This window comes from Klebsiella sp. CSG-1 (assembly GCF_056521145.1).
In genome coordinates this window covers 779,114-805,937 of sequence record NZ_JBWNLD010000001.1, presented here as the reverse complement: position 1 = coordinate 805,937, position 26,824 = coordinate 779,114, and the positions used below count along the sequence as shown (strand labels likewise).

Sequence of the window (26,824 nt, the reverse complement as noted above, 5' to 3'; positions counted from 1 at the left end):
ATTTCCACGGCGTTGTCGTTAAATCCAGCGGGCATGATAGCGAATTGTCGCTATGCTTGCATTGTTAATCGGGGAGAGGAGCTTACAGTGCGTATTGGTATTGATCTGGGCGGCACAAAAACAGAAGTCATTGCTCTGAGTGACCAGGGAGAGCAGTTATTTCGCCACCGTTTGCCGACTCCACGAGAGGATTACCGGCAAACGATAGAGAATATCGCGACGCTGGTCGGGATGGCGGAGCAGGCCACCGGGCAGCGCGGCAGCGTTGGCGTCGGGATCCCGGGGTCGATTTCACCCTATACCGGGGTAGTGAAAAATGCCAATTCTACCTGGCTCAACGGTCAGCCGTTTGATAACGATCTGAGCCAGCGCTTAAATCGCGAAGTACGCCTGGCGAATGATGCCAACTGCCTGGCGGTTTCCGAAGCGGTAGACGGCGCCGCCGCCGGGGCGCAGACCGTGTTTGCGGTGATTATCGGCACCGGATGCGGCGCGGGAGTGGCGATAAATGGCCGTTCCCACATTGGCGGCAACGGTACTGCCGGGGAGTGGGGGCATAACCCGCTACCGTGGATGGATGAGGATGAACTGCGCTATCGCGCCGAAGTGCCGTGCTATTGCGGTAAGCAGGGATGTATCGAAACCTTTATCTCCGGTACCGGTTTTGCCACGGATTACCAGCGTCTGAGCGGCCAGTCGCTAACGGGCAATGCGATTATGCAGCGGGTTGGCGAGCAGGATCCGTTGGCCGAACAGGCGCTGAAGCGTTACGAGATGCGTCTGGCGAAGTCGCTGGCCCACGTGGTCAATATCCTCGATCCGGATGTGATAGTCCTCGGCGGCGGCATGAGCAACGTTGAACGCCTCTACCAGACGGTGCCTGAGCTGGTAAAACCATGGGTATTCGGCGGGGAGTGCGAGACGCCGATTCGAAAAGCCGTACACGGCGACTCCAGCGGCGTGCGCGGCGCGGCCTGGCTGTGGCCGCTGTAAAGCAGCGTGACCCCGTTGCCCTGCTCAGCAGGTGCAACGGGGGGAATTACAGAACGGGGATCTCGTCGAGGCGATAATAAATCGGCAGCCCCCTTTTTTTCCCTTCCTCGACATCAAGATCGGCACCCCGGGACTCCCCCGGTATACGCAAAATCGCGTCGCAGCGGCTAATCAAACGATGCGCGACGGGATATAAAAACTCTTCGCTGATCGGATCGCCTGTTTCTTTTGAACCTGCGGCTTTGGCAATAGGTAAAGCGAGCCACTCGCCAATAACAGGAATATGCCCTTTACGATAAATACTCAGCGCAACCTGTGCCATGGCGTCCAGGTTGGCAGCAATCAGTTCCGGGTGATTATTGGTACCGCTGCGGACGGGGCCCGCAACCAGAATAAGACAACTTTTCATCTCTAAGACCTTCTTAATATATGAGCGGGAAGACGGGAAACCCGATGGATATCCGGAAAGGCGCTTTTACCTGGCGCGTACCTGTCGGGTATGTTGACCTGCGTGTTTGTGCACGAATGACGGTGTTAATCGATTTTTCCGTTTTTTGGTGCCTGAAACGTCATGTCTATGCCTGTTTATTCTCATTAAGGAAAGAGAAATGAAATTAACATGCATATTCGTGCGTGATCAAGATAATTCGTGAAGTGGCGGCAGGAATAATGCGCCGGGGGAAGGGCGACCTTTCCCCTAAGGGAAAGGTCTTCAGCGGAGGAATCGCTGGGGGTTACTCGACGGAAAACATTTTATCCAGCCGGCTGTAGCCAAGGCCGTTGATTTTCTTAACTTTGATCTGCACCGGAATCCGCTCTTTCATTGCTTCAACGTGGCTTATCACGCCGATCACCTTGCCGCTGGCATTCAGGGCGTCGAGCGCATCCAGCGCAGTATCGAGCGTTTCGCTATCGAGCGTGCCGAACCCTTCATCAAGAAACAGTGAATCGATGCGCGTTTTGTGGCTCACCAGATCGGACAGCGCCAGCGCCAGCGCCAGGCTGACAAGGAAGCTTTCACCGCCGGAGAGGGTTCGGGTATCGCGTACCGCATCCGCCTGCCAGGTATCAACCACTTCCAGCTCCAGTGCTTCGCTGGCCTTGCGCTGAAGCTGGTAGCGCCCGTGCAGGCGATTGAGCTGATGGTTCGCCAGCCAGACCAGGTTATCCAGCGTTAGCCCCTGGGCGAATTTACGGAACTTATCGCCCTCTTTAGAACCGATCAGCGCATTAAGCCATGCCCAGTCCTCGAGCTGCTGCCCGGCCAGCGCGATCTCCTGATGCAATGTCTGCTGGCGTTGCTGGTTCCCGGCGTTCTGTTTCAGCTGTTGGCGGATCTCTCCCTGGCGGGCGCTGTTTTCCCGCAGCTGCGGCGCCAGCTGGAGCAGACGGGCCTGGACCTGCTCCAGCGGTTGGGTGAGGTCGACGTCTGCCGGCGGTTGCTGCTGATGCCGGGCAAGCGCATCGCGGGCGCGCAGCGCCAGGGCGTTATTTTGCTGTACCGCATTTTCCAGCGTCTGTTTAAGCCGCTCCAGCCGCTGGCGCGTCTCTTCGTCGAGCATGGCAGCGAGAAAGGCCTGCTGGTCGGCAAACGGGCTGCTGGAGAGTGCGGCAGCGAACCGGGTTTGCGTCTCCCGCAGCGCTTCCTGCTGCTGGCTCTCCTGCTGGCTCAGCGTCCGCCACTGGCTTTGCAATGCCAGACAGTCGTCGTGCACCTGACGCCAGCCCGTCAGCGGCGCCGGATCGGCTATCTCGTCCGCTGGCGGAAGGGACTCCGGCTCTGTCTGCGGAAGCGTATCCAGCAGCGGCGTCAGCTGTTGAAGCTGCTCCTGAAGCGCAACAAATTGGTTCTGTTTTTCCTGCCACAGGCGGCTCTCTGCTTCCCGCTGCGCCAGCCACTCCGCCGTCCGATCGGCCTGCGGAACGCTGAGCGCGAAGGGCGAGAGTTCCGCCTCCAGCTGCGCGCGCCGTTGTTCCTGCTCCTGCTGGAGCTGCCTGAGCTGTTGCTCGCCCGCCTGCTGCTGGGCCTGCCAGGCCAGTCGCTGCTGGTGCTGATACAGCTGCTGTTCGCTCTCCTGCTGGGCCGCCAGCCAGCCGGGAATATCATCCTGCGGCTGCAGTTCGCAATGGAGTCCGCTGATGGTTGTCTGCCATTGCGAGGTGAGCGCTTGCTCCTGCTGGAGGAGTGAGTCCAGCTCTTCTTTCTCTTTAACCTGTTGTTTAAGCAGTGCCTCAAGCTGACCGCGTAGCTGGGCGCCTTCTTCCGTCAGCTGTTTGACTTCACGCTCCAGACTATCCCGGCGGGCCTGATTCACGCCGGGTTCCAGCGCCCGGTATTGCGCGACCGCCGGGTGTTCGCTGGAACCGCACAGTGGACAAGGGCTCCCGGGCTGCAGGCGAGCGCGCTCTTCCTCCAGCCCGACAATGCGCGCTTCCAGCTCACAAATAGCCTTCACATCGCTGAATTGCTGATGTTTTTCTTTGTATGCCAGCCGGCGCTGGGCCAGGGTTGTTTCCAGCTTTTCCTGCTCCTCGCGGCGGGCCTGCTCCGCGGTTTGCAACTGCTGCTGACGCTGACGAAGCGGCAACAGGCGACTGTGCAGCGTCGAAAGCTGCTGGCGCAGCGGGCGAGCGGCGGCGTGCTGCGCCAGGCTGGCGGTAACCTGGTCGGCATCCAGCGTCAGCGCCGCAGGCGGCAGCTCCGAAAGCTTGCGAGTGGTTTCCGCCAGGCTCTGCTGCACGGCGTTCTGCTGTTGGGCATCGCGCGCCTGCTGCTGGAAGACGGCCCGCCAGCCCGCCAGCGAGTTTCCCCACTGGCGATAGCTATCGTGTTCTTTAAGCCACAGGTTGAGGGCGTGATGGGCATCCTGTAAGCGCGTCATCTGCCGGCTGGCGGCAAGGCGAATCCCGGCGCGCAGCCGCAGCCTGTCCTGTAAGCGAGTATTCACTTCCTCCACCTGGCGGTGGGTTTGCGCCAGCTCGGCGCTTTGCTCCTGCTGCCGGGTCCACAGCGGACGCAGCTGCTCTGCCGGCTGCGCGTTGAGCAGCGCCGCGAGCTGCGGCTGGGCCTGCTCCAGCGCCTGCTGCGCCTCCTGTAGCCGGATCTGCGACTGCGAGGCTTCCGCGCTGAGCTCCTGCTGGCGCAGCAGCCACTGCTGCGTCGCCTGCAGGCGGGTTTGCTCAGCGAGCTGTAGACGCTCTTCATCAGTAAGTGCTTGCAAACTTTGCTGTAACGCCTGCTGTTGCTCATCGCTCAGCAGCAGAACGCCGGACGCCTGGGCCTGAAGTTTCTCCAGTTCATTGCGGGCAAGTTTATGCTTTTCAAACACCTGTGCTGAAATTTGACCGTAGATTTCGGTGCCGGTCAGCTCTTCCAGCAGCTCAGCGCGTTCTTTCGGTTTGGCATTGAGGAACGCGGCGAACTGGCCTTGCGAAAGCAGCATTGAGCGGGTAAAGCGACCGTAATCCAGTCCGGTGAGCGAAGCGGTAAGTTCGAGTTTATCTTTGACTTTATCGGCGAGGATCTGCCCATCGTCGCAGCGCGCCAGTTCAACGCGCGGGGCCTGCAGGTTGCCCTCCGGCTGATTGCGGGCGCGGTTCTGGCTCCAGAAGGCGCGATAGGCGGTCCCTTTGACCTCAAATTCCACTTCCGCCAGACATTCGGCGGTATCGCGGGTCATCAGATCGTTTTGCGATTGCGAGACGCTGCTCAGACGCGGCGTTTCGTGATACAGCGCGAGGCAGATAGCGTCCAGCAGAGTGGTTTTCCCGGCGCCGGTGGGGCCGGTGATGGCAAACAGCCCGTTGCTGGCGAACGGTTCTGCGGTGAAGTCGATTTTCCATTCGCCTTTTAACGAGTTGATATTTTTCAGGCGCAAACTCAGAATTTTCACAGGTGCTCCTCACCATTCAGACTATGCAGCGTTTCGTTGAACAGCTGCGTCAGGCGCAGCTGCTGCGCCTCTTCCAGCGTTTCCTGCGCCAGGCGGCGTTCAAACACCTCCTCGACCTGCAGTTCGCTCAGCGTCTCCCGCCGCTCGCCCGCCAGGATGCGTTCACGTTGGGCGCGGCTGCGGCGAACCAGCAGCACTTCCACCGGCAGATCTTCGGTCTGAGCCTGAATTTTGCGCTGAATATCATGGAGATATTCGTCACTGGTAATTTCAATATCCAGCCAGACGACCGGCTCCTGAGGGGCGTCCCGCCACTGGGTGAGATGTTCGCTGATGCTGGAGAAATCGCCTTTCAGCACCGCCAGCGGCTGCGTCACCGGCACCGTCAGAGGAAGCACCTCCGTCAGCTGCCCGTCGGTGAAGGTCACCAGATTGACGCTTTTGCTTTTTCCTGTCTCATCAAAGCTGAGGGCGATGGGGGAGCCGCTGTAGCGAATATGTTCGCTGCCGCCAATCTTTTGCGCCCGGTGAATATGGCCGAGGGCAATATAATCAACGGGGGGAAAATGGCTGGCGGGAAATGCCTCCAGCGTGCCGATGTAGATCTCGCGCACCGCATCGCTTTTGCTGGCGCCGACGGTGGTCAGGTGGCCGCTGGCGACGATCGGCAGCGGACGATCGTCGCGCAGGGCGCAGGCCGCTTCGTACTGCTGCTGATAATAGTCGCTGATGGCGTTCAACAGCAGCTGCTGTTTTTCGCCGCTGGAGTGTCCGGCCTGGCTGGTGACCAGCTCGCGCGGGCGCAGGAAGGGGACCGGGCAAAATATGGCGCCGGGGGTGCCGTCGCGCTGCGGCAGAATAAAGGGGGCATGGCCGGCGCTGGCCACCACCGTGGTTTTCAGAAAGGCCAGAATATCGCGGGATTCATTCAGCGTCGCCACCGAATCGTGGTTGCCCGCCAGTACCACCAGCTGGCAGCCGGTCTGCTGAAGCTGAACCACAAAGCGGTTATACAGCTCGCGAGCGTAGCTTGGCGGCGAGCCGGTATCAAAGATGTCGCCGGCGACAATAATGGCATCGACCTCGTGCGCCTGCGCGCTGGTCAGCAGCCAGTTGAGAAAGGCCGAGTGTTCGGCGGCGCGGCTCTTGCTGTAAAAATTCTGGCCAAGGTGCCAGTCAGAGGTGTGGATGATGCGCATAAGTATTCCCTGGCGAAAAAGCATGGGCGCATTATATACCTGTCATCCGGCAGGTTGCCCCTTTAACGCCTGCAGGATCGATTGTTACTCCTTGTCATTATTCAAAATCCGCTATCATATGACGGTCATTTTCTTCATAAATCTGTCACAAAACTGACGCATAATGGCGCCGCACTCTATACTGATGGCTAAAAAATACAGGGTAAATAATGGCGAGAAGAATTCTGGTCGTTGAAGATGAAGCTCCGATCCGCGAAATGGTCTGCTTTGTTCTTGAGCAAAACGGCTTTCAGCCCGTCGAGGCGGAAGATTATGACAGTGCGGTGAATCAACTCAATGAACCCTGGCCTGATTTGATTCTCCTCGACTGGATGCTGCCGGGCGGATCGGGTCTCCAGTTTATCAAGCTGCTCAAGCGTGAGGCGATGACCCGCGATATCCCGGTCGTCATGCTCACCGCCCGCGGTGAAGAAGAGGATCGTGTACGTGGTCTGGAAACCGGCGCCGATGATTACATCACTAAGCCTTTTTCACCGAAAGAGCTGGTGGCGCGAATCAAAGCGGTGATGCGCCGTATTTCGCCGATGGCTGTGGAAGAAGTGATTGAAATGCAAGGGCTTAGCCTTGACCCTTCCTCCCATCGGGTGATGACCGGAGAAAGTCCGCTGGACATGGGGCCGACGGAGTTTAAATTGCTACACTTCTTTATGACTCACCCGGAACGCGTCTACAGCCGCGAACAGCTGCTGAATCACGTCTGGGGGACGAACGTGTATGTAGAAGACAGAACGGTGGATGTGCATATTCGCCGTCTGCGTAAAGCGCTGGAACATAGCGGCCATGACCGGATGGTACAAACGGTCCGCGGCACGGGATATCGTTTCTCCGCCCGTTTCTGAATCTCGACAGGAGTGTGAACCGTGCTGGAACGGCTGTCATGGAAAAGGCTGGCGCTTGAGCTTTTCTTATGTTGTATCCCGGCCCTGATTCTTGGGGCGGTGGTGGGTTATCTGCCGTGGTTTTTGCTGGCGGCAGTAACCGGACTTCTCATCTGGCATTTCTGGAATTTATTACGTCTTTCATGGTGGCTATGGGTCGACCGTAGCATGACGCCACCGCCGGGAAGCGGCAGCTGGGAACCGCTGCTCTACGGCCTTCACCAGATGCAGATGCGCAATAAAAAGCGCCGACGCGAACTGGGCAGTCTGATCAAACGCTTTCGTAGCGGGGCGGAGTCGTTGCCCGATGCGGTGGTGCTGACGACGGAGGAGGGGGCCATCTTCTGGTGTAATGGTCTGGCTCAGCAGATCCTCAATCTGCGCTGGCCGGACGACAGTGGACAAAATATTCTTAACCTCCTGCGCTACCCTGAATTTGCTCACTACCTCAAAAACAGGGATTTCTCAAAGCCGCTCAATCTGGTCCTCAATACTGCTCGTCATCTGGAGATCCGCGTCATGCCCTACAGCGACAAACAGTGGCTGATGGTGGCGCGCGATGTGACGCAGATGCACCAGCTGGAAGGCGCGCGGCGCAACTTTTTTGCCAACGTCAGCCATGAGCTTCGCACGCCGTTAACGGTACTGCAGGGCTATCTGGAGATGATGCAGGAGCAGGTGCTGGAAGGGATGACGCGCGAAAAAGCGCTGCACACGATGCGCGAGCAAACCCAGCGCATGGAGGGGTTAGTCAAGCAGCTGCTGACGCTGTCGCGGATTGAAGCGGCGCCGACGCTGGCCATGAATGACAAAATCGACGTGCCGATGATGCTGCGGGTGGTGGAGCGAGAAGCCCAGACGCTCAGCCAGCAGAAGCAGACGCTCCACTTCCACGTCGATGAGACGCTGCTGGTGCTGGGCAACGAAGAGCAGCTGCGAAGCGCGATGTCCAATCTGGTGTATAACGCGATTAACCATACGCCAGCGGGGACGGAGATTACCGTCAGCTGGCAACGGGCGCCGCATGGCGCGTTGTTCAGCGTCGAGGATAACGGTCCGGGGATTGCGCCCGAGCACATTCCGCGTCTGACCGAGCGCTTCTATCGCGTGGATAAGGCGCGTTCGCGGCAAACCGGCGGCAGCGGTCTTGGGCTGGCGATTGTCAAACATGCGGTAAATCATCACGACAGTCGCCTGGAAATTGAGAGTACGGTAGGTAAAGGGACGCGTTTTAGTTTCTTACTCCCGGAACGTTTAATTGCCAAAAAAAGCGCCTGAACGCGCCCTTGTCAACATGACTTGCCAATGACCAGCTTCGGCTGGTCATTTTCGTTTGCAGTCACTTTTTAGCCGCGTAATTAATGAACGCCTGCTGCTTTTTTGTTCGCATGATTAGCCGGAGGTTTTCCTTAGATATGGTCAATAATCCCGCTCATAAAAATAGACTTAGCATAATCATCTGCTTTTGCGATCCCGCCTTGCATTAAAACGTTATAAGCGTTTAAATTGCCCCCCATGCAGTCGCAGACAGACTGTTTTTGCGTGGTAATTCAAAAAACAATTCTTTCCCACGCGTGTTCGGGAGCATATCCCGCTGATTTTTCCGGCAACCACCGCTGTATCCTCCCTCAGGGGAAGACACGGTATTTTCCGTTTGTTAACAACACCACATCCACAGGCAGTAATGAATTTATGACCCATCAGTTAAAATCTCGCGACATTATCGCGTTGGGCTTTATGACCTTCGCGTTGTTCGTTGGCGCAGGCAACATTATCTTCCCTCCGATGGTGGGTTTACAGGCCGGTGAACACGTCTGGACCGCCGCTATTGGCTTTCTGATTACCGCCGTGGGTTTACCGGTGCTGACGGTTGTGGCGCTGGCGAAAGTCGGCGGCGGCGTGGAAAGCCTGAGTACGCCGATTGGCAAAGTGGCCGGCATCCTGCTGGCGGTGGTCTGTTACCTGGCCGTTGGCCCGCTGTTTGCGACGCCGCGTACCGCAACGGTCTCTTTTGAAGTCGGGATTGCCCCGCTGACCGGCGACGGCGCGATGCCGCTGATGATTTACAGCGTGATCTATTTTGCGCTGGTGATCCTGGTCTCGCTCTATCCGGGCAAACTGCTGGATACGGTGGGGAATTTCCTTGCACCGCTGAAAATTATTGCGCTGATCATTTTGTCCGTTGCGGCAATTATCTGGCCGGCTGGCTCGATCAGCAATGCGCTGGAAGCTTACCGCACCGCGCCGTTCTCGAACGGTTTCGTTAACGGCTATCTGACCATGGATACGCTGGGTGCCATGGTGTTCGGTATCGTCATTGTTAACGCCGCGCGCTCTCGCGGCGTAACGGAAGCGCGCCTGCTGACTCGCTACACCGTCTGGGCCGGACTGATGGCCGGCGTGGGGCTGACGCTGCTGTATCTGGCGCTGTTCCGCCTCGGGTCTGATAGCGCGACACTGGTGGATCAATCCGCTAACGGCGCGGCGATTCTGCATGCCTATGTCCAGCACACCTTCGGTGGCGCGGGGAGCTTTATGCTGGCGGCGCTGATTTTCATCGCTTGTCTGGTGACCGCGGTGGGCTTGACCTGCGCCTGTGCGGAGTTCTTCGCGCAGTACCTGCCATTATCCTATCGCGCGCTGGTATTTATCCTCGGCATTTTCTCGATGGCGGTCTCCAACCTGGGGCTGAGCCATCTGATTCAGATTTCGATTCCGGTGCTGACGGCTATCTATCCGCCATGTATCGCCCTGGTGGTCTTAAGCTTTACCCGCAACTGGTGGCATAATTCGTCCCGCGTCATTGCGCCGGCCATGTTTATCAGCCTGATGTTTGGTATCATTGACGGCATTAAATCGTCGGCGTTCGCGGAGATGTTACCGGCCTGGACCTCGCGTCTGCCGCTGGCTGAGCAGGGTCTTGCCTGGCTGATGCCTACCGCCGTGATGGTGGTTCTGGCGGTGATCTGGGACCGTGCGGCAGGACGTCAGGTGACCTCCAGCGCGCATTAACCGACGGTTTTAATCAGTGTTAAGCCACGGGACTTTGGGTCCCGTGGTTTTTTGTTTTTCAGGTAATCCTCTTTTGCGGCCTGCTCCGGCGAAGGTCTGAAGAGAAAAACGGCATGGAATACGATGGAAAGTAGTAACAAACTTAAGCGCGGGCTAAGTACCCGGCATATCCGCTTTATGGCGCTGGGATCCGCAATTGGTACCGGCCTGTTCTATGGTTCAGCTGACGCCATTAAAATGGCGGGCCCGAGCGTCCTGCTGGCCTATATTATCGGCGGCGCGGCCGCGTACATCATTATGCGTGCGCTGGGAGAAATGTCGGTACATAACCCTGCCGCCAGCTCATTTTCCCGCTATGCGCAGGATTATCTCGGCCCGCTGGCGGGCTATATCACCGGCTGGACCTACTGCTTTGAAATTCTGATTGTCGCGATTGCCGACGTGACGGCTTTCGGGATTTATATGGGCGTCTGGTTTCCGACGGTACCGCACTGGATATGGGTGCTCAGCGTGGTGCTGATTATCTGCGCCGTCAACCTGATGAGCGTTAAGGTCTTCGGCGAGCTGGAGTTCTGGTTCTCGTTCTTTAAAGTTGCCACCATCATCATCATGATTCTTGCCGGTTTCGGCATCATTATCTGGGGGATCGGCAACGGCGGACAGCCTACCGGCATCCATAATCTGTGGAGCAACGGCGGCTTCTTCAGCAACGGCTGGCTGGGAATGGTGATGTCGCTGCAGATGGTAATGTTCGCCTACGGCGGGATAGAGATCATCGGCATCACCGCCGGTGAAGCGAAAGACCCGGAGAAATCCATTCCGCGCGCGATTAACTCGGTCCCGATGCGCATTCTGGTGTTCTATGTCGGCACGCTGTTCGTGATTATGTCCATTTATCCGTGGAATCAGGTGGGCACTGACGGCAGCCCGTTCGTTCTGACCTTCCAGCATATGGGCATTGCGTTTGCCGCCAGCATCCTTAACTTTGTGGTGCTGACCGCCTCGCTGTCGGCGATTAACAGCGACGTCTTCGGCGTCGGACGTATGCTGCACGGCATGGCCGAGCAGGGCAGCGCGCCGAAGATTTTCGCCAGGACTTCGCGTCGCGGGATCCCGTGGGTGACGGTGATGGTGATGACCGTTGCGCTGCTGTTTGCGGTCTATCTTAACTACATCATGCCGGAAAACGTCTTCCTGGTGATTGCGTCACTGGCCACCTTCGCCACCGTCTGGGTGTGGATCATGATCCTGCTGTCGCAGATTGCCTTCCGCCGTCGCCTGTCGCCGGAAGAGGCGAAAGCGCTGAAGTTTAAGGTACCGGGTGGCGTCGCCACGACTGCCGTGGGTCTGGTGTTCCTCGTCTTTATTATTGCGCTGATTGGCTACCATCCGGACACCCGTATCTCGCTGTACGTCGGTTTCGCCTGGATTGTGCTGCTGCTGGCTGGCTGGCAGTGGAAAACTCGCCGCGACCGCCAGCTGGCGCAGGCACAGTAACGCTTCCCCCGCGCCTGCCCGGTTTGGCAGGCGCGCTCTCCACCCCCATTATCCTCCCCCAATAATTCCTGTGATGATGAGTCATCCGCCTGTGGGCTGTGGCAAGGTGTGCCCATTCTAAAGAGAGAGGAATGACGATGTTGAAGGCATGGCACCTGCCTGTGGCTCCGTTTATCAAGGAGCAGCAGGAACGACTCTTTATCACTTTATGGCTCAGCGGCGACGATCTGCCGCAGCGGGTGACGTTGCGTGCGGAAGAAGATAATGAAGAGCTCTCGCTGCCAATGCACCGACTGCGCCAGGAACCGCATCCGGGCGTTGTTGCGTGGCGGGGCGAAATCAATCTTGCCAGCGGCCAGCCGCGTCGGCGCTACAGTTTTAAGCTACTGTGGGCGGATCGTCAGCGCTGGTTCACGCCGCAGGGCTTTAACCGTTTTCCGCCGGCGAGGCTGGAGCAGTTCGCCGTCGATCTGCCGGATAGCGGCCCGCAGTGGGTGGCCGATCAGGTCTTTTATCAAATTTTCCCTGACCGTTTTGCGCGCAGCGAGACGCGAGAAGCGGAACAGGATCGGGTCTATCATCATCACGCCGCCGGGCGCGACATTGTCCGGAAATCGTGGGATGAGCCGTTAACCGGCGAAGCGGGCGGTTCCACCTTCTATGGCGGCGATCTTGACGGCATCAGCGAGAAACTGCCGTATCTCAAGCAGCTTGGCGTGACTGCGCTCTATCTGAACCCGGTATTTGTCGCCCCCAGCGTGCATAAATACGATACCGAAGATTATCGCCGCGTCGATCCGCAATTCGGCGGCGACGGCGCGCTGCTGCGTCTGCGCCACAACACGCAGCGCGAAGGGATGCGCCTGATTCTTGACGGTGTGTTTAACCATACCGGCGATTCGCACGCCTGGTTCGACCGCCACCAGCGCGGCAGCAGCGGGGCGTGTCACCATGCCGATTCGCCGTGGCGCGACTGGTTTACCATCTCTCCCGAAGGGGAAGCGCATAGCTGGCTGGGCTACGCCAGCCTGCCTAAGCTGGATTATCAGTCCGCAAGCCTGGTGAATGAAATCTACGCCGGAGAAGACAGTATTGTCCGCCACTGGCTGAAAGCGCCGTGGAGCATGGACGGCTGGCGGCTGGACGTGGTGCATATGCTGGGTGAAGGCGGCGGGGCGCACAACAACCTGCGCCATATTGCCGGTATTACCGCGGCGGCGAAGCAGACGCAGCCCGAATCCTTTGTCTTCGGCGAGCATTTTGGTGACGCCCGCCAGTGGCTCCAGGCGGACGCTGAAGATGCCGCCATGAACTACCGCGGTTTTACCTTCCCGCTGTGGGGATTCCTCGCCAATACCGATATCTCTTACGATCCGCAGAAGATTGACGCGCAGACCTGCGTCGCCTGGATGGATAACTATCGCGCCGGGCTGTCGCATCAGCAGCAGCTGCGGATGTTTAACCAGCTGGACAGTCACGATACCGCGCGATTTAAGTCGCTGCTGGGCAGAGATGTCGCACGCCTGCCGCTGGCGGTCGTGTGGCTGTTTTGCTGGCCGGGCGTACCCTGCATCTACTACGGCGATGAAGTGGGCGTCGATGGCAACAACGATCCCTTCTGTCGTAAACCCTTCCCGTGGGATCCCGCCCTGCAGGATACCGTGCTGCTGGGGCTGTATAAGCGGATGGCGAAGCTGCGCAAAGCCAATAAGGCACTGCGATACGGCGGCTGCCAGGTCATTTATGCCGAAGAGAACGTGGTGGTATTTGCTCGTGTGTATAAGCAGCTGCGCGTGCTGGTGGCCATCAACCGCGGCGAAGCCTGCGAAGTGGTTGTCGAGGATTCGCCGCTGCTGGACGTTGGCGCATGGCAGGTGCAAGAGGGCGCCGGTACGTTGCATGATGGCGTGCTGAGCCTGCCCGCTATTTCCGCCAGCGTCTGGTTCAGCCGTCAGGAGTAGAGCTGGTTCAGGAACGGGTCGCGGAGAATCGCCTCCCGCCACCAGCGCTGGGCGAGGCCGTCGTTATCGCTGCGCCAGGCGATATAGGTGAGATCTTTCTCGCGGCAGGAGAGAACCGGCTTTTCTATCAGCTCCCCGTTCTCCAGCCACGGCTGTGCGATATGGCGAGGTAAAAAACCGCAGCCCAGCCCGGCGCGCAGCAGCGCCACCTTGCTGGCAAAATCGTCGACGCGAATTTGCGGCTGTTCAGCGAGGAGGTTGCTGTTGAGCGGATGGCAATAGCGGGCGCTGTCGCTAATCACCACCGCGCGATGCAGGCTCAGCTGCTTGTTGTTGAGCGGCTGCGTCGCTTCGGCGAGCGGGTGAGCGGGGGCGACAACGAAGACATTATCCAGCGCGCCGACCATTTTCCACGACCATTCGGCGGAGGTGGGCGGTTCGTTGATGGCGCCGAGAATAATATCTGCGCCGTTGCGGGTCAGCTCTTCCCAGGAGCCGGCCAGCGTATGGTGGGTAAAGTTGAGCCGGGTTTGCGGGTTTTGCGCGTAAAAAGCGTCGATCAGCGGCAGCAGACGTTCAAAAGGGAAAGAGGCATCGAGCGCGATATCCAGATCCCGCTCCCAGCCGGCTTCCAGCTGGACGGCCTGTTTTTCCAGATCTTTTGCGGCGTTGAGCAGCAAACGACCCTTTTCCAGCACCATTCGGCCGGTATCGGTAAATTTCGCCCGATGACCGCTGCGATCCAGCAGAGTGATATCCAGATCGCTTTCCAGCTTCTGGATCATATAGCTCAAGGCGGCAGGGGTCTTATACAACGACTCTGCGGCGGTGGCGAAAGACCCGTGGGTATCTAACGCGTCCAGAATCAGCAGAACATCAAGGTTTAAGCGCATCCATTACTTACCGGTTAACAAGGGTGACTCAGTTTTACCGAAGCCGGATGGTCAATGCCAGTGAATAATTTAGAACCCTTTCGCGTAAATTTTTGATAAGCATTGCTAACCAGACAGCCAGGTTTTTATATTTTTACCCCATTATCTTCCTCTCTTTCCGCCTTCATACGTCTGAAATTTATCGCCCGTAGCTTATACATTTAGCAATAGCACGGAGAATTTCTTTAATAACTCGTTAGAAATAACTGACTATACTCAGCATGCTTTATCCTTCACGATTCAGACCCACAGTAACTTGTTTTATATCTCTTTAACTTATTGATTAAGAAGGTATGTCATGTCTATTCGGGAACTGATCGATCCAACCAACTCTGCCCTAATCTTTATTGACCATCAGCCGCAGATGTCGTTTGGCGTTGCCAATATTGACCGTCAGACGCTGAAAAACAACACCGTTGCCCTGGCGAAAGCCGGCAAGATTTTTAATGTTCCGGTTATTTATACTTCCGTTGAGACCAAAAGTTTTAGCGGCTATATCTGGCCAGAATTACTGGCGGTCCATCCGCAGGTTAAACCGATTGAACGTACGTCGATGAACTCCTGGGAAGATGCCGCTTTTGTTAAGGCGGTCAAAGCCACCGGACGCAAAAAATTGATTATTTCTGCGCTGTGGACCGAAGTGTGCCTGACCTTCCCGGCGCTGATGGCTTTGGAAGAGGGGTTTGAAGTCTACGTGGTTACCGACACCTCCGGCGGCACCTCCGTTGACGCCCATGAACGGTCAATTGATCGCATGGTGCAGGCCGGCGCTGTTCCGGTTACCTGGCAGCAGGTATTGCTGGAATACCAGCGCGACTGGTCACGCAAAGAGACGTATGACGCGGTCATGGATCTGGTTCGCGAACACAGTGGCGCTTACGGGATGGGCGTGGATTATGCCTATACCATGGTACACGGCGCGCCGGAACGTAAAGCCTGAATACACTTCGTCCTTCAGGCTGTCTCTGTGTGGCCTTCGTTTGCCCGCCCCGGTCGCTGGCTCATGTCAGTGACCGGGGGCGTACAAGCTTGCCGCTTCGACGCAGCATGAATGATTTTGTGTATTGTCATTGATGGAGAAGGGGGGAAATCCCGCCCTTCTCCGCAGCAAGGAGCCCGGTCATGACGCAACAGAAATCGGTGACCCTGGTAATAAGCCATACGCTCGACCCTGAACACGGGGAACGCTATGAGCAATGGTTAGGTAAAATTATGCCTGTCGCGGCAGAGTTTCCCGGCCATCTGGGCGCTAACGTGATTCGCCCGACCGCCGGGCAGAATTTATGGAGCGTCATTATTCGTTTTGACACCATTGAACACCTCTATGCCTGGACGCAGTCAGAAACGCGTCGCGAACTGGTCGCGGAAATTGCGCCGCTGCTCAATGAAGGCGATCGCACGGAAGTGCGGACCGAGCCGGCCTTCTGGTTCACTCCACCGGCGGCGAACGTACGCCAGCCGCTGCGCTGGAAGCAGTTTCTGATTACGCTGCTGGTGATCTTTCCCAGCACTAACCTGGTGCCGTGGCTGACCGGGATGTTCCTTCCCTCATTGCGGGGAAGCCTGCTGCTGCATTTGATAAATGATGCCTGTGTGGTCGCGCTGGTGGTCTGGTTCTGGATGCCCATCGTGACCCGTCTGTTTGCTGGCTGGTTAAAGAAAAACTGAGTCAGCCTCCTGAAGGAGAGCGTTATGTCGCAAACTGCCACACTGATCCTTACCAACGGCCGAATTCATACACTCGACCGCACTAATCCGTTGACCGAGGCGATCGCCATCGCCAACGGCAAGATCCTCGCCACCGGTAGCAGCGATCGGATCATGAGTTTTGCTGCGCAAGGGACACAGATAGTTGATCTACAAGGTCATACGGTGATCCCCGGTCTGAACGATTCCCACCTGCACCTGATCCGCGGCGGGCTGAATTATAATCTCGAGTTGCGCTGGGAGGGGGTTCCGTCGCTGGCCGACGCGCTGCGCATGCTGAAAGATCAGGCCGATCGCACGCCGTCTCCGCAGTGGGTGCGCGTTGTCGGCGGCTGGAGTGAATTTCAGTTCGCCGAACGGCGTATGCCCACCCTCGAGGAGTTGAACGAGGCGGCGCCGGATACGCCGGTATTTGTCCTCCATCTCTACGATCGCGCGCTGCTGAACCGTGCGGCGCTGAAGGCCGTGGGTTACATCAAAGAGACGCCGGATCCGGCCGGCGGTGAAATCGTGCGCGACAGCCACGGTAACCCCACCGGGATGCTGATCGCCAAACCTAACGCGATGATTCTCTATGCGACCCTGGCGAAAGGGCCGAAGCTGCCGCTGGAGCTGCAGGTCAATTCGACGCGTCAGTTTATGCGTGAGCTGAACCGGCTTGGCCTCACCAGCGCGATCGATGCCGGGGGCGGTTTCCAGAACTATCCGGAAGATTATGAAATTATTGAACAGCTGCATGCGCAAGAGCAGATGACCGTGCGTATTGCCTATAACCTGTTTACCCAGCGGCCAAAACAGGAGCTGGATGATTTCGAACGCTGGACCGATATGCTGAAACCGGGGCAGGGGACCGACTTTTTCCGTGCCAACGGCGCCGGCGAAATGCTGGTCTTCTCGGCGGCGGATTTTGAAGATTTCCTGCAGCCGCGTCCGGATCTGCCGCAAGGGATGGAAGATGAGCTGGAGCGGGTAGTACGCCATCTGGTGGAGCACCGCTGGCCGTTCCGCCTGCATGCGACCTATGATGAATCCATCAGCCGGATGCTGGATGTTTTTGAGAAGGTGAATCGCGATATTCCGTTTAACGGCCTGCACTGGTTCTTTGACCATGCGGAGACCATTACCGAGCGGAATATTGAACGCGTGAAGGCGCTCGGCGGCGGTATCGCGGTGCAGCACCGAATGGCTTTTCAGGGCGAATATTTTGTCGATCGCTATGGCAAAGATGCGGTCAAGCATACGCCGCCGGTGGCGAAAATGCTGGAGCTGGACGTGCCGGTGGGGCTGGGGACCGATGCGACGCGTGTCGCAAGCTACAACCCGTGGACCGCGCTCTACTGGCTGGTCTCCGGGCGTACCGTGGGCGGCATGGCGATGTATGACGAGAGTAACCGTCTGCCGCGCGAGGTGGCGCTGGAACTGTGGACCGCGGGCAGCGCCTGGTTCTCCAGTGAACAGGGCAAAAAAGGGCGTATTGAGAAAGATCAGCTGGCCGATCTGGTGGTGCTGTCCAAAGACTATTTCAGCGTGCCGGAAGAGGAGATCAAAGGCATTGAGTCGGTGCTGACGGTGGTCGATGGCAAAGTGGTTTATGCCGCAGGGCATTTCTCGCCGCTGGCGCCGCCGCCGATTCCTGTTCTGCCGGAGTGGTCTCCGGTGGTTAAGGTGCCGGGCCACTATCGTTCCGCTCCGCCTGCGGCGGCGAAAATCGGGGCGATAGTACAGATGCACCAGTGCTGCGGCAGCTGCGGGGTACACGGTCATCAGCATGATATTGCCCGTAAGTCGTCGGTGCCGGTGTCGGACGAACAGGCGTTCTGGGGCGTGATGGGCTGTTCCTGCTTCGCGTTTTAGCCTCTTCCAGGTTTACGCGCTCCTCAGGCCAGATCGCCGGGGGAGCGCGTAGCGCAACCATCTGCTTGAGCATCAATGATAATGCCGGACTTAGCCTCGGTTCTGAGAGCCAAATAGCTGGATCCGGCGGGCAACCATCTCGCGTACGGGCAGCAAGCCTTGCTGGATAACTTTGCGCGGATCGTTAATATCGTGGCCGTTATCGGCGGCAAACAGCGCTTTCACGGCTTCACACCAGGCGTACATATTCTCGGTGTTGACGTTAATTTTTGCCGTACCGCAGGCAATCGCTTTGCGTATATCGTCGTCAGCAATGCCGGTCCCGCCGTGAAGTACCAGCGGCACCTTGACCAGCTCTGATATGGCTTTCATTTCGGCAAAGCCGAGTTTAGCCTTCCCTTTATAAAGCCCGTGCGTAGAACCGAGCGCGGCGGCGAGGCAGTCTACCTGCGTTTCGCTGACCAGGGTAAAACACTCCTGCGGATCGGCATAGATAACCTCAGAATTCACGATGCCATCTTCACTGCCGGCAATGGTTCCCAGCTCGGCTTCGACGGAGATGCCTCTGCTGTGCGCCAGGTCGACCAGATGGCGGGTGATCGCCAGGTTTTCCGCAAACGGCAAATGGGAGCCATCAAACATAATTGAGCTAAAGCCAGCTTCAATGGCCGCTTCACAGGCCTCGCGCGTGGTCCCGTGATCGAGATGCAAGGCGACCGGAATATCAATCTGTAGATAGTCCATCGCATTCACCACGATGTCGTGAATGCATTTCAGGCCCAGCATATGTTTTACCGTGCCGCCGGAAACGCCCAAAATAATGGGGGAGCGGAGCTGTTGCCCGGTGCTTAATACGGCGCCAACCCATTCCAGATTATTAATATTGAACTGCCCTACGGCATAACCGTCCCGTAGGGCATGCTGAAGCATGTCCTTCATAGAAACTAACATAATCACCTCGGAATTAATTATTCATCAAAATACTGCGTTAAGTTTCTTTCGTAGCTATTTAATGCGTTATGAACAACGGCAAGATCCGGCATGGATTCACGAACACCTTTTTTCTCAATAGAGATTGCGGCGGTCAGGCTGGCAAAAAGAATAATATTATCGATATGCCATGAATAATGAACGCCGTAAGTGAAAGCACCATGAAAAACATCGCCGGCGCCGGTCGTATCGACGGCCTGACATTGCCAGGCGGGAACAATATGCAGCATCCCGCTCTTTAAAAAGGCACAGCCTTTTTCTCCAAGAGTAATAAAAGCCTCGCCCCGGCAGATTTTATTCAGTTCGAGAAGCGCTGTTTTTAGCTCTTTCTCTGTGCTCAGCGCACGGTAGCTCATATAGTCTCTGGCGAAATGTTCGCTGACGACGAAATAATCTGTCCAGGCCGCCAGTTTGATATTACTGGCGCGTAACGAACCGCCATCCATGACCACGCGAGCCGAGGGGAGTTTTTTAATTAAATACTCGCTGATTTCGGCTTCGTGACCATCAATTAACAGAGTAACCGGCTCTTCTGAAGCAATAAGGCGCTGTGCGAGATCGTCAAGTTTCAGTTTTTGATCGTAGGTCAGCGAAGGTGGCGTTTGCATTTTACGGGTAATAATGGTTCGCGAGCCCGTTAAACGGTTAACCAGCACCGACGCCAGCGGGGTGATCATCTCATCGGAAAAGACGATGTGGCTGGTATCGACTCCGGCCTGAGCAAATTCATCGACGATACGCTGACCGTAAATATCCGCATTTAGATGACCGATGTAATAGACATCCTCGCCCCATAATCCCAGCAGCCATGCGGCATTTGCCGCCGGACCGCCGCCGCTTTCAATAAAGTCGTGGCAGAAGTTTTTGGTGTTTTCCTGCGGCCACTCATTCAGAAAGAAGAACTGATCAAAACATGAAAAACCTATGGACAATATAGCCATAACTACTCCTGATAATGTCGTCAGCTGCGGGAAGCATGCTTCCCGCAGGGAAAAATGAAACCCTATTCATTTTTCTTATTCGCCGTGAGCGCTTCGTAGCTGAGCGTATCTCCTACCACGCGCACTGAGCGGAAGCAGAAAGGCACCAGCAGCGCGATGAGCAGGGCGAGGCAAATCAAATAGATGGTTATCTGGCCAAACTGGGTAAACGCATTACCGATAATGATGCCCCATACCGCGAAATCGAAATCGGCAAAGGTACTGTTCTCAAAGCCCAGGCTGCCTAAAGCCGGTAGCAACATCGCCGGCAGGAAGGCGAGGAAGATGCCGCCAATGAACGAGGCAATGACGCAGCCCCGCTTGCCGCCCAGCTTGTCGGCGAAAACGCCGGAGGTCCCGCCGCAGAAGAAATGCGGCACCATACCGGGAATGATCAGCGCCATGCCGAAGGCGCCCAGCAGCAGCATCCCGACCAGACCGCCGATAAAGGAGCTGATAAAACCGACGACCACCGCCGTTGGGCTAAACGTAAAGAACACCGCGCAGTCAACGGCCGGAATCGAATCGGGAATCAGCTTCTGGCTAATCCCCTGGAATGCCGGTACCAGATCGCCAAGGATCAGACGCACGCCGTTGTAGACGATGGCGACGCCGACGGCAAACTGCAGGCCGGTCAGGATAGAGAAGATCAGCATGTTCTGGTCAGTGATTGTCCGCAGGTATTCGGTGCCGGCCACGGCGCTACAGACAAAGTAGATAACGAACATCACGATCCCGGTAGTGACCGTGGTATCACGCAAAAAGCCCCATTTCTCAGAGATTTCGGTATCGGCGAAAGAGTTCGCCGGGTTGCCGGTTTTGCTGGCGATCCATGCGGAGATGTAATACCCCAGCGAGCCAAAGTGCCCCATCGCAATGCCGCCATCTTCGGTGACCTGCTTGGTATAGCGTTGGCCAATAGCCGGAGAGATCGCCGACCAGGAGCCGAGTAAGAATCCGCCAATCAATACCAGCATCCAGCCGCGGAATTCTGCCGCCTGCAGTACCGCCGAGAACAGACAGGCGAGGAAGAAAGAGTGGTGACCGGTAAGGAAGATATATTTATACTTAGTGCAGCGGGCAATCAGCAGGTTAAAAATAAAACCTAACAGCAATATACTCATGGTTTCCACGCCCAGTACCTTCTGGGCGACGGAAACAATAGCCTCGTTGTTAGGAATAACGCCGCGAATATTAAATCCGGCTTCGATAATTCCGCCGAGCGGATTGAGGTTGGCAACGATAACCCCAGCGCCGGCGCTGAGCATTAAATAACCGAGGATGGGCTTTAAGGTACCGGTGAGAAGTTTATTTCCGGGGGAGCGCAGTGCCACTAAACCGACAAATGCGATAATCCCCATCAGAAATGCGGGTTGGCTGAATATTTCTGATAAGAAGGTGAGTATAGCCTGCATGATCGTGTCCTTAATAATGATTAAGAATGAGTCGCAGCAATTTTTGTCAGGGCGTCGGTAATATCTTCAGCAATTTTTGCTTTATGTACATAGCTGCGAATGATGGCGACCTGACAATGTGCAGGGAACTGATTGGCTAATTCTTTGATGGTGATATAGAGATCGGCTTTCTCTCCTACGGCATTGGCAAAATCAACGGAGGCGACGTCAGCTTTGATCCCTAATTCATCACATATTTTTTTGACATTGCTTGCGGCCATTAATGAACTGCCAATCCCGTTACCACAAACTGTTCTGATAACTAACATAATGACGACTCCATTTTATTGTGGATGAAATTGAATACGGCATTGATGTCATGCTCTTCGCGAAGGAACGACACAATATCTGATTCAATCAGTGCGGCGATTATCTGGATCATTTTTATATGGTTATCGGCATCGGCGCCGGCGATACCGATAATGACGCTCACCGGGTCAAACTCCTCGTGACCAAAGTGAAGCGGCTGGCGGGTGGTGATTAAAGAAAAACCGGTGCGGATGGCCCCCTTTTCGGGGCGTGCGTGGGGCATCGCCAGCCCGCTATCAATAACAATGGCGGGACCAAAATCCTTATAGACGTCGAGCATCGCGGTGATGTATTCGGGGCGACAAATTTGCTGGCGGGCCAGCAGCGTCCCGGATAATTCGATAGCCTGACTGGCGCTGGTAATGTTCTGATCAAGTGCGATTAACCGGCGATCAAAAATGATTTCCATAATCCAATCCTTAACGCATTTATTTTCTGAGTTAAATCATGACGAAATAGAACGCAGGAAATCATGGTTCAGGTCACATTTGAATTTTTAAACCTTGAAGTTGATCACAGTGGAATGATCTTTGCGTTATTTTTTAAGGGAAAATAACATTTATTATTATGTTAATTATCAATTGGTTATAATTGGAGTATGGAATTTTAAAAAAATATCAGGCGGGACAGAACAAAAATAAGAGAGAATTATTTTTTAGAAGTGCTTCGCGTATCACAAATATCATGGCAGTTTTTTACCAAAGCTTGAGTTTGATAACAAAAAAGCCGTCTGGAAAGCATGAGGGGGCGGCGACTGCGCGCGCGAGCGCAACATGTGCTGCGGCAGAAGATAAAAAAGGCCCGCATGCGCGAGCCTTTTTCTGAACATGGGCCGATTACAGGCTGGACACGTTCTCGGTCAGGTATTTAGCAACGCCTTCCGGAGAAGCCGCCATACCTTCTTTTCCTTTTTCCCACTGTGCCGGGCAAACTTCACCGTGCTCTTCGTGGAACTGCAGCGCGTCAACCATACGCAGCATTTCGTCGATGTTACGACCCAGCGGCAGATCGTTTACTACCTGGTGGCGAACGACGCCGTTAGCGTCGATCAGGAAGGAGCCGCGCAGCGCCACGCCTTCGTCCGGGTGTTCGATACCGTAAGCTTTCTGGATTTCACGTTTGATATCAGCAACCATCGCGTATTTAACCGGACCGATACCGCCCTGGTCTACCGGGGTGTTACGCCATGCGTTGTGAACGAATTCAGAGTCGAAGGAGACGCCAACAACTTCTACGCCGCGTTTCTGGAATTCTTCGTAACGTTTGTCAAAAGCGATCAGCTCAGACGGGCAAACGAAGGTGAAGTCCATCGGCCAGAAGAACAGGACGGTCGCTTTACCGTTGGTGTGTTGTTTGAAGTTGAATTTCTCAACGATTTCGCCGTTACCTAAAACAGCTGCTGCGGTAAAATCCGGAGCCTGACGAGTGACCAGAACCATATGATTCTCCTGTTAATAATAAGGTTAATTGGAACGCAACGCGGGCAAGTATAGGGACTGGTTCATGCGAACTCAACGTGACGTTGACAATCAATGAGATAGGTTTTACCTATCAATTTATATCGGAAAACGTTGTTCAGGATAGCCTTTCTGTGAGAAAGCGCAATCTTTATAGTTCGCGCCTGGCGGCCTGCGCCATCATTCGCGGATAAAAATGCCAGAACTGCTGCTCGAGTTTATCGTAGTGCGTATCCAGATCCTGCCAGGAGTCGCGCAGGGCATCAAGGCGCGGACGACGGCTGGCCATGCCGTTGAGGACGCTCTGAATAAAGTCCATATCTTCATAGCGTTCAAGCCAGCGCTCCGACCACAAATAGGCATTGAGATTCACGAAACGCGGCGGCGAATCGGGTAACACCGGCGTTACCTGTGCCTGGGCATAGCGGACAAACTCATTGAGCGGCATATCGGGTGAAATGCGCGCCCAGTGATGCGACAGGAAGTGATCCCACATCACATCCAGCGTAATGGGCGCCACGCGGCGGGTCTGCGGACGAAACCAGTCGCGCGCTGCTTTTACTTCCGGCAGATTATCGGTCATGACATCGATGCGCCGGTGCATAAAAATGCCGTCGACAATGTCGGCCGGGAAGTCCGACTGGGGATTGCCGCGAACGAAATCGGCCAGAAGATTGCCGGGCAGGGAACTGTCGGCGAGATGGGCTAAGTGCAGGTGTGCAAGAAAATTCATAGACCTTTTATCCTTCAAACTGCCTCTTTGTTGGCTTCAGCTACCCGGCTCATCTTTGAGCCTCGCCCTCGCGGGCCGCCACTCCGCGGCGTTCAAATCTGTTCCTGACAGATTTATCACTCACCCGGTCATAGACACCTGTCTGCTCCCGGGGACGCATTCAGCTGCCGCGTCGATGCATCTTGAATGGTTTTGTGTATAGATTATGTTATTCATCCAGAGGGGTAAAGGTTGCAGGGAGGACGCCCCGGCACTAGACTACCCGCCTCTTTATTTAGTCTGAGCCACCGTCATGCGCGTTACCGATTTTTCCTTTGAACTACCCGAATCCCTGATCGCCCACTACCCGCAGCCGGAGCGCAGTCGCTGTCGCCTGCTGTCGTTAGACGGTCCGACGGGAGCGCTGACGCATGGGACTTTCACTGATTTACTCGACAAACTTAACCCGGGCGATCTGCTGGTCTTTAACAATACCCGCGTGATCCCGGCGCGCCTGTTTGGCCGAAAAGCCAGCGGCGGCAAGATTGAAGTGCTGGTCGAGCGCATGCTTGATGACAAACGTATTCTGGCACATATTCGCGCATCTAAAGCGCCGAAGCCGGGAGCGGAGCTGCTGCTGGGCGATGATGAAAGCATCAACGCCACGATGGTGGCACGTCACGACGCGCTGTTTGAAGTCGAATTTAACGACGAACGTCCGGTACTGGATATCCTCAACAGCATCGGCCATATGCCGCTGCCGCCGTATATCGATCGTCCGGACGAAGACGCCGACCGCGAACTGTATCAAACCGTATACAGCACCAGGCCGGGGGCTGTGGCCGCGCCGACCGCAGGCCTGCACTTTGACGATATGATGCTGGAGAAGCTGCGCGAGAAAGGGATTGAAATGGCGTTTGTGACGCTGCACGTTGGCGCGGGGACTTTCCAGCCGGTGCGCGTGGAGACCATTGAAGATCACATCATGCACTCCGAGTACGCCGAAGTGCCGCAGGAGGTCGTTGATGCGGTGCTGGCGGCGAAAGCGCGCGGCAACCGGGTCATCGCGGTGGGCACCACCTCCGTACGTTCGCTGGAGAGCGCGGCGCAGGCGGCGAAAAACGACCTGATTGAGCCATTTTTCGGCGACACGCAGATTTTTATCTATCAGGGGTATCAGTACAAAGCGGTTGATGCGCTGGTGACCAACTTCCATCTCCCTGAATCGACTCTGATTATGCTGGTTTCAGCCTTTGCTGGCTATCAGCACACCATGAATGCCTATAAGGCTGCGGTAGAACAAAAATATCGCTTTTTTAGCTACGGGGACGCGATGTTTATCACGTACAATCCGCAGGCTATTTTTGAGCGTGTCGGGGAATAACTCCGCGACATGAGTGTTTAACGTCAGACTGTTTTTCTGACGCAGGAGTTAAAATGAAATTTGAACTGGATACGACCGACGGACGCGCCCGCCGCGGCCGCCTGGTGTTTGATCGCGGCGTGGTTGAAACGCCAGCCTTTATGCCCGTTGGTACCTACGGCACCGTAAAAGGGATGACGCCGGAAGAAGTTGAAGCCACCGGCGCGCAAATTATCCTCGGCAACACGTTCCACCTGTGGTTACGTCCGGGCCAGGAAATCATGAAGCTGCACGGTGACCTGCATGATTTTATGCAGTGGAAAGGACCCATCCTGACCGATTCCGGCGGTTTCCAGGTGTTCAGCCTGGGCGATATCCGCAAAATTACCGAGCAGGGCGTCCACTTCCGCAACCCAATTAATGGCGACCCCATTTTCCTCGATCCGGAAAAATCGATGGAGATTCAGTACGATCTCGGTTCCGATATCGTGATGATCTTCGACGAATGTACGCCGTATCCGGCGGACTGGGATTACGCTAAGCGCTCGATGGAAATGTCTCTGCGCTGGGCGCAGCGCAGCCGCGACCGTTTTGACTCTCTTGGCAATAAAAATGCGCTGTTTGGCATTATCCAGGGCAGCGTTTACGAAGATTTACGTGATATCTCCGTTAAAGGTCTGGTAGATATCGGCTTTGATGGCTACGCTGTCGGCGGTTTGGCTGTCGGTGAGCCGAAGGAAGACATGCACCGTATCCTGGAGCACGTTTGCCCGCAGATCCCGGCCGACAAACCGCGCTATCTGATGGGCGTCGGCAAGCCAGAAGATCTGGTTGAAGGGGTGCGTCGCGGTATCGACATGTTCGACTGCGTCATGCCCACGCGCAACGCGCGCAACGGCCACCTGTTCGTCACCGATGGCGTGGTGAAGATTCGTAATGCGAAGCATAAAAGCGACACCGCGCCGCTGGATGCCGAGTGTGATTGCTATACATGTCGCAATTATTCACGCGCTTACTTGCATCATCTCGATCGTTGCAACGAAATATTGGGCGCGCGCCTCAATACCATTCATAACCTTCGCTACTATCAGCGTTTAATGGCTGGTTTACGTAAGGCTATCGAAGAGGGTAAATTAGAGAGCTTCGTGACCGATTTTTACCAACGTCAGGGGCGACCTGTTCCTCCTTTGAACGTTGATTAATTTTAATAATGAGGGAATTTGAATGAGCTTTTTTATTTCTGATGCGGTAGCAGCAACCGGTGGCGCGGCGCAGGGTAGCCCGATGTCTCTGATTCTGATGCTGGTGGTGTTCGGTCTGATTTTCTATTTCATGATCCTGCGCCCACAGCAGAAGCGCACCAAAGAACATAAAAACCTGATGAACTCTATCGCCAAGGGCGATGAAGTGCTGACGAATGGCGGCCTGGTTGGTCGCGTCACGAAAGTTGCTGAAAGCGGATACATTGCTATCGCGCTGAACGACACCACTGAAGTGGTTATCAAACGTGACTTCGTAGCTGCCGTTCTGCCGAAAGGCACCATGAAGGCACTGTAATCCACTTTTCCCTAAG

General features: G+C 55.9%; 23 protein-coding genes. 12 read left to right on the top strand and 11 right to left on the bottom strand.

Features of this window, described 5'->3' with window-relative positions:
* The first annotated feature begins 87 nt into the window (after positions 1 to 87).
* The gene (gene mak, locus AC007G_RS03915) at positions 88 to 993 is read left to right on the top strand and encodes a fructokinase (RefSeq protein WP_032689286.1); all 906 of its coding nucleotides are present in this window, start codon (positions 88 to 90) and stop codon (positions 991 to 993) included.
* Between the two features lie 46 nt (positions 994 to 1,039).
* Here mak and AC007G_RS03910 read toward each other — a convergent pair whose 3' ends face one another.
* The 3 genes from AC007G_RS03910 to sbcD form a co-directional block, all read right to left on the bottom strand.
* Complete coding sequence (locus AC007G_RS03910; RefSeq protein WP_032689285.1) at positions 1,040 to 1,402, bottom strand: NUDIX hydrolase; 363 nt, start codon at positions 1,400 to 1,402, stop codon at positions 1,040 to 1,042.
* A gap of 325 nt (positions 1,403 to 1,727) precedes the next feature.
* On the bottom strand, positions 1,728 to 4,886 hold the full coding sequence (sbcC, locus tag AC007G_RS03905) for an exonuclease subunit SbcC (RefSeq protein ID WP_142630472.1): 3,159 nt from the start codon (positions 4,884 to 4,886) through the stop codon (positions 1,728 to 1,730).
* On the bottom strand, positions 4,883 to 6,085 hold the full coding sequence (gene sbcD, locus AC007G_RS03900; RefSeq protein WP_479466546.1) for an exonuclease subunit SbcD: 1,203 nt from the start codon (positions 6,083 to 6,085) through the stop codon (positions 4,883 to 4,885). The genes sbcC and sbcD overlap by 4 nt, the downstream gene beginning before the upstream one ends.
* Before the next feature lie 209 nt (positions 6,086 to 6,294).
* On the opposite strand from sbcD, the gene phoB reads away from it, so the two are divergent.
* The 5 genes from phoB to malZ all read left to right on the top strand — a co-directional run bounded on the left by phoB (position 6,295) and on the right by malZ (position 13,493).
* Positions 6,295 to 6,984 (top strand): phosphate response regulator transcription factor PhoB, encoded by a 690-nt coding sequence (gene phoB / locus AC007G_RS03895; protein WP_004204861.1) that lies wholly within the window; start codon positions 6,295 to 6,297, stop codon positions 6,982 to 6,984.
* Between the two features lie 21 nt (positions 6,985 to 7,005).
* Positions 7,006 to 8,301: a phosphate regulon sensor histidine kinase PhoR gene (phoR, locus tag AC007G_RS03890; RefSeq protein WP_032696562.1), complete on the top strand. Its 1,296-nt coding sequence runs from the start codon at positions 7,006 to 7,008 to the stop codon at positions 8,299 to 8,301.
* 414 nt (positions 8,302 to 8,715) lie between these two features.
* Positions 8,716 to 10,035, top strand: coding sequence for a branched-chain amino acid transporter carrier protein BrnQ (gene brnQ, locus AC007G_RS03885; RefSeq protein ID WP_032689281.1), 1,320 nt, complete (start codon positions 8,716 to 8,718; stop codon positions 10,033 to 10,035).
* Positions 10,036 to 10,158: 123 nt separating this feature from the next.
* Complete coding sequence (gene proY, locus AC007G_RS03880; protein WP_032689280.1) at positions 10,159 to 11,532, top strand: proline-specific permease ProY; 1,374 nt, start codon at positions 10,159 to 10,161, stop codon at positions 11,530 to 11,532.
* 137 nt (positions 11,533 to 11,669) lie between these two features.
* Positions 11,670 to 13,493 (top strand): maltodextrin glucosidase, encoded by a 1,824-nt coding sequence (malZ, locus tag AC007G_RS03875; protein WP_047664183.1) that lies wholly within the window; start codon positions 11,670 to 11,672, stop codon positions 13,491 to 13,493.
* Here the strand turns inward: malZ and AC007G_RS03870 are convergent.
* Positions 13,484 to 14,386: a LysR substrate-binding domain-containing protein gene (locus tag AC007G_RS03870; protein WP_032696560.1), complete on the bottom strand. Its 903-nt coding sequence runs from the start codon at positions 14,384 to 14,386 to the stop codon at positions 13,484 to 13,486. The genes malZ and AC007G_RS03870 overlap by 10 nt on opposite strands.
* 337 nt (positions 14,387 to 14,723) lie before the next feature.
* Between AC007G_RS03870 and AC007G_RS03865 the strand changes: the two genes are divergently transcribed.
* The 3 genes from AC007G_RS03865 to AC007G_RS03855 all read left to right on the top strand — a co-directional run bounded on the left by AC007G_RS03865 (position 14,724) and on the right by AC007G_RS03855 (position 17,986).
* Positions 14,724 to 15,365 carry a hydrolase gene (locus AC007G_RS03865; RefSeq protein ID WP_032689277.1) on the top strand — a complete coding sequence of 214 codons (642 nt, stop codon included), beginning with the start codon at positions 14,724 to 14,726 and terminating at the stop codon, positions 15,363 to 15,365.
* 182 nt (positions 15,366 to 15,547) lie between these two features.
* Positions 15,548 to 16,093, top strand: a complete 546-nt coding sequence (locus tag AC007G_RS03860; RefSeq protein WP_032689276.1) for an antibiotic biosynthesis monooxygenase — start codon at positions 15,548 to 15,550, stop codon at positions 16,091 to 16,093.
* 24 nt (positions 16,094 to 16,117) lie between these two features.
* Positions 16,118 to 17,986 (top strand): amidohydrolase, encoded by a 1,869-nt coding sequence (locus tag AC007G_RS03855; protein WP_479466545.1) that lies wholly within the window; start codon positions 16,118 to 16,120, stop codon positions 17,984 to 17,986.
* 90 nt (positions 17,987 to 18,076) lie between these two features.
* Here AC007G_RS03855 and fba read toward each other — a convergent pair whose 3' ends face one another.
* From fba to acpH, 7 genes are all read right to left on the bottom strand, one after another.
* Positions 18,077 to 18,937 carry a class II fructose-1,6-bisphosphate aldolase gene (gene fba / locus AC007G_RS03850; RefSeq protein ID WP_032689274.1) on the bottom strand — a complete coding sequence of 287 codons (861 nt, stop codon included), beginning with the start codon at positions 18,935 to 18,937 and terminating at the stop codon, positions 18,077 to 18,079.
* A gap of 17 nt (positions 18,938 to 18,954) precedes the next feature.
* Complete coding sequence (locus AC007G_RS03845) at positions 18,955 to 19,917, bottom strand: carbohydrate kinase family protein (RefSeq protein WP_032700700.1); 963 nt, start codon at positions 19,915 to 19,917, stop codon at positions 18,955 to 18,957.
* 62 nt (positions 19,918 to 19,979) lie between these two features.
* A complete protein-coding gene (locus tag AC007G_RS03840; RefSeq protein WP_004858563.1) occupies positions 19,980 to 21,371 on the bottom strand; it encodes a PTS ascorbate transporter subunit IIC in 1,392 nt (463 codons plus the stop codon).
* Positions 21,372 to 21,391: 20 nt separating this feature from the next.
* Positions 21,392 to 21,679 carry a PTS sugar transporter subunit IIB gene (locus AC007G_RS03835; protein ID WP_004858566.1) on the bottom strand — a complete coding sequence of 96 codons (288 nt, stop codon included), beginning with the start codon at positions 21,677 to 21,679 and terminating at the stop codon, positions 21,392 to 21,394.
* Positions 21,673 to 22,128 (bottom strand): PTS sugar transporter subunit IIA, encoded by a 456-nt coding sequence (locus AC007G_RS03830; protein ID WP_032696557.1) that lies wholly within the window; start codon positions 22,126 to 22,128, stop codon positions 21,673 to 21,675. The genes AC007G_RS03835 and AC007G_RS03830 overlap by 7 nt, the downstream gene beginning before the upstream one ends.
* A gap of 427 nt (positions 22,129 to 22,555) precedes the next feature.
* Positions 22,556 to 23,158: a peroxiredoxin gene (locus tag AC007G_RS03825; RefSeq protein ID WP_004858569.1), complete on the bottom strand. Its 603-nt coding sequence runs from the start codon at positions 23,156 to 23,158 to the stop codon at positions 22,556 to 22,558.
* A 169-nt stretch (positions 23,159 to 23,327) separates the two neighbouring features.
* Entirely contained in the window at positions 23,328 to 23,909 is a 582-nt protein-coding gene (acpH, locus tag AC007G_RS03820; protein WP_064384244.1) for an ACP phosphodiesterase, read from the bottom strand.
* A 292-nt stretch (positions 23,910 to 24,201) separates the two neighbouring features.
* On the opposite strand from acpH, the gene queA reads away from it, so the two are divergent.
* From queA to yajC, 3 genes are read left to right on the top strand one after another with little or no spacing between them, the layout of a single operon-like run.
* Positions 24,202 to 25,272, top strand: a complete 1,071-nt coding sequence (gene queA, locus AC007G_RS03815; protein ID WP_032689270.1) for a tRNA preQ1(34) S-adenosylmethionine ribosyltransferase-isomerase QueA — start codon at positions 24,202 to 24,204, stop codon at positions 25,270 to 25,272.
* A gap of 53 nt (positions 25,273 to 25,325) precedes the next feature.
* On the top strand, positions 25,326 to 26,453 hold the full coding sequence (gene tgt, locus AC007G_RS03810) for a tRNA guanosine(34) transglycosylase Tgt (RefSeq protein ID WP_032689269.1): 1,128 nt from the start codon (positions 25,326 to 25,328) through the stop codon (positions 26,451 to 26,453).
* 22 nt (positions 26,454 to 26,475) lie between these two features.
* Complete coding sequence (yajC, locus tag AC007G_RS03805) at positions 26,476 to 26,808, top strand: preprotein translocase subunit YajC (protein WP_004099423.1); 333 nt, start codon at positions 26,476 to 26,478, stop codon at positions 26,806 to 26,808.
* Positions 26,809 to 26,824: the final 16 nt, after the last annotated feature.

Coding starts and splice junctions, on each gene's coding strand:
- fba (WP_032689274.1), bottom strand. CDS start 18,937: ATGTTAGTTTCTATGAAGGACATGCTTCAGCATGCCCTACGGGACGGT.
- AC007G_RS03865 (WP_032689277.1), top strand. CDS start 14,724: ATGTCTATTCGGGAACTGATCGATCCAACCAACTCTGCCCTAATCTTT.
- acpH (WP_064384244.1), bottom strand. CDS start 23,909: ATGAATTTTCTTGCACACCTGCACTTAGCCCATCTCGCCGACAGTTCC.
- AC007G_RS03840 (WP_004858563.1), bottom strand. CDS start 21,371: ATGCAGGCTATACTCACCTTCTTATCAGAAATATTCAGCCAACCCGCA.
- tgt (WP_032689269.1), top strand. CDS start 25,326: ATGAAATTTGAACTGGATACGACCGACGGACGCGCCCGCCGCGGCCGC.
- queA (WP_032689270.1), top strand. CDS start 24,202: ATGCGCGTTACCGATTTTTCCTTTGAACTACCCGAATCCCTGATCGCC.
- AC007G_RS03845 (WP_032700700.1), bottom strand. CDS start 19,917: ATGGCTATATTGTCCATAGGTTTTTCATGTTTTGATCAGTTCTTCTTT.
- AC007G_RS03825 (WP_004858569.1), bottom strand. CDS start 23,158: ATGGTTCTGGTCACTCGTCAGGCTCCGGATTTTACCGCAGCAGCTGTT.
- proY (WP_032689280.1), top strand. CDS start 10,159: ATGGAAAGTAGTAACAAACTTAAGCGCGGGCTAAGTACCCGGCATATC.
- AC007G_RS03860 (WP_032689276.1), top strand. CDS start 15,548: ATGACGCAACAGAAATCGGTGACCCTGGTAATAAGCCATACGCTCGAC.
- AC007G_RS03835 (WP_004858566.1), bottom strand. CDS start 21,679: ATGTTAGTTATCAGAACAGTTTGTGGTAACGGGATTGGCAGTTCATTA.
- sbcD (WP_479466546.1), bottom strand. CDS start 6,085: ATGCGCATCATCCACACCTCTGACTGGCACCTTGGCCAGAATTTTTAC.
- AC007G_RS03855 (WP_479466545.1), top strand. CDS start 16,118: ATGTCGCAAACTGCCACACTGATCCTTACCAACGGCCGAATTCATACA.
- AC007G_RS03910 (WP_032689285.1), bottom strand. CDS start 1,402: ATGAAAAGTTGTCTTATTCTGGTTGCGGGCCCCGTCCGCAGCGGTACC.
- AC007G_RS03870 (WP_032696560.1), bottom strand. CDS start 14,386: ATGCGCTTAAACCTTGATGTTCTGCTGATTCTGGACGCGTTAGATACC.
- yajC (WP_004099423.1), top strand. CDS start 26,476: ATGAGCTTTTTTATTTCTGATGCGGTAGCAGCAACCGGTGGCGCGGCG.
- phoB (WP_004204861.1), top strand. CDS start 6,295: ATGGCGAGAAGAATTCTGGTCGTTGAAGATGAAGCTCCGATCCGCGAA.
- brnQ (WP_032689281.1), top strand. CDS start 8,716: ATGACCCATCAGTTAAAATCTCGCGACATTATCGCGTTGGGCTTTATG.
- AC007G_RS03830 (WP_032696557.1), bottom strand. CDS start 22,128: ATGGAAATCATTTTTGATCGCCGGTTAATCGCACTTGATCAGAACATT.
- malZ (WP_047664183.1), top strand. CDS start 11,670: ATGTTGAAGGCATGGCACCTGCCTGTGGCTCCGTTTATCAAGGAGCAG.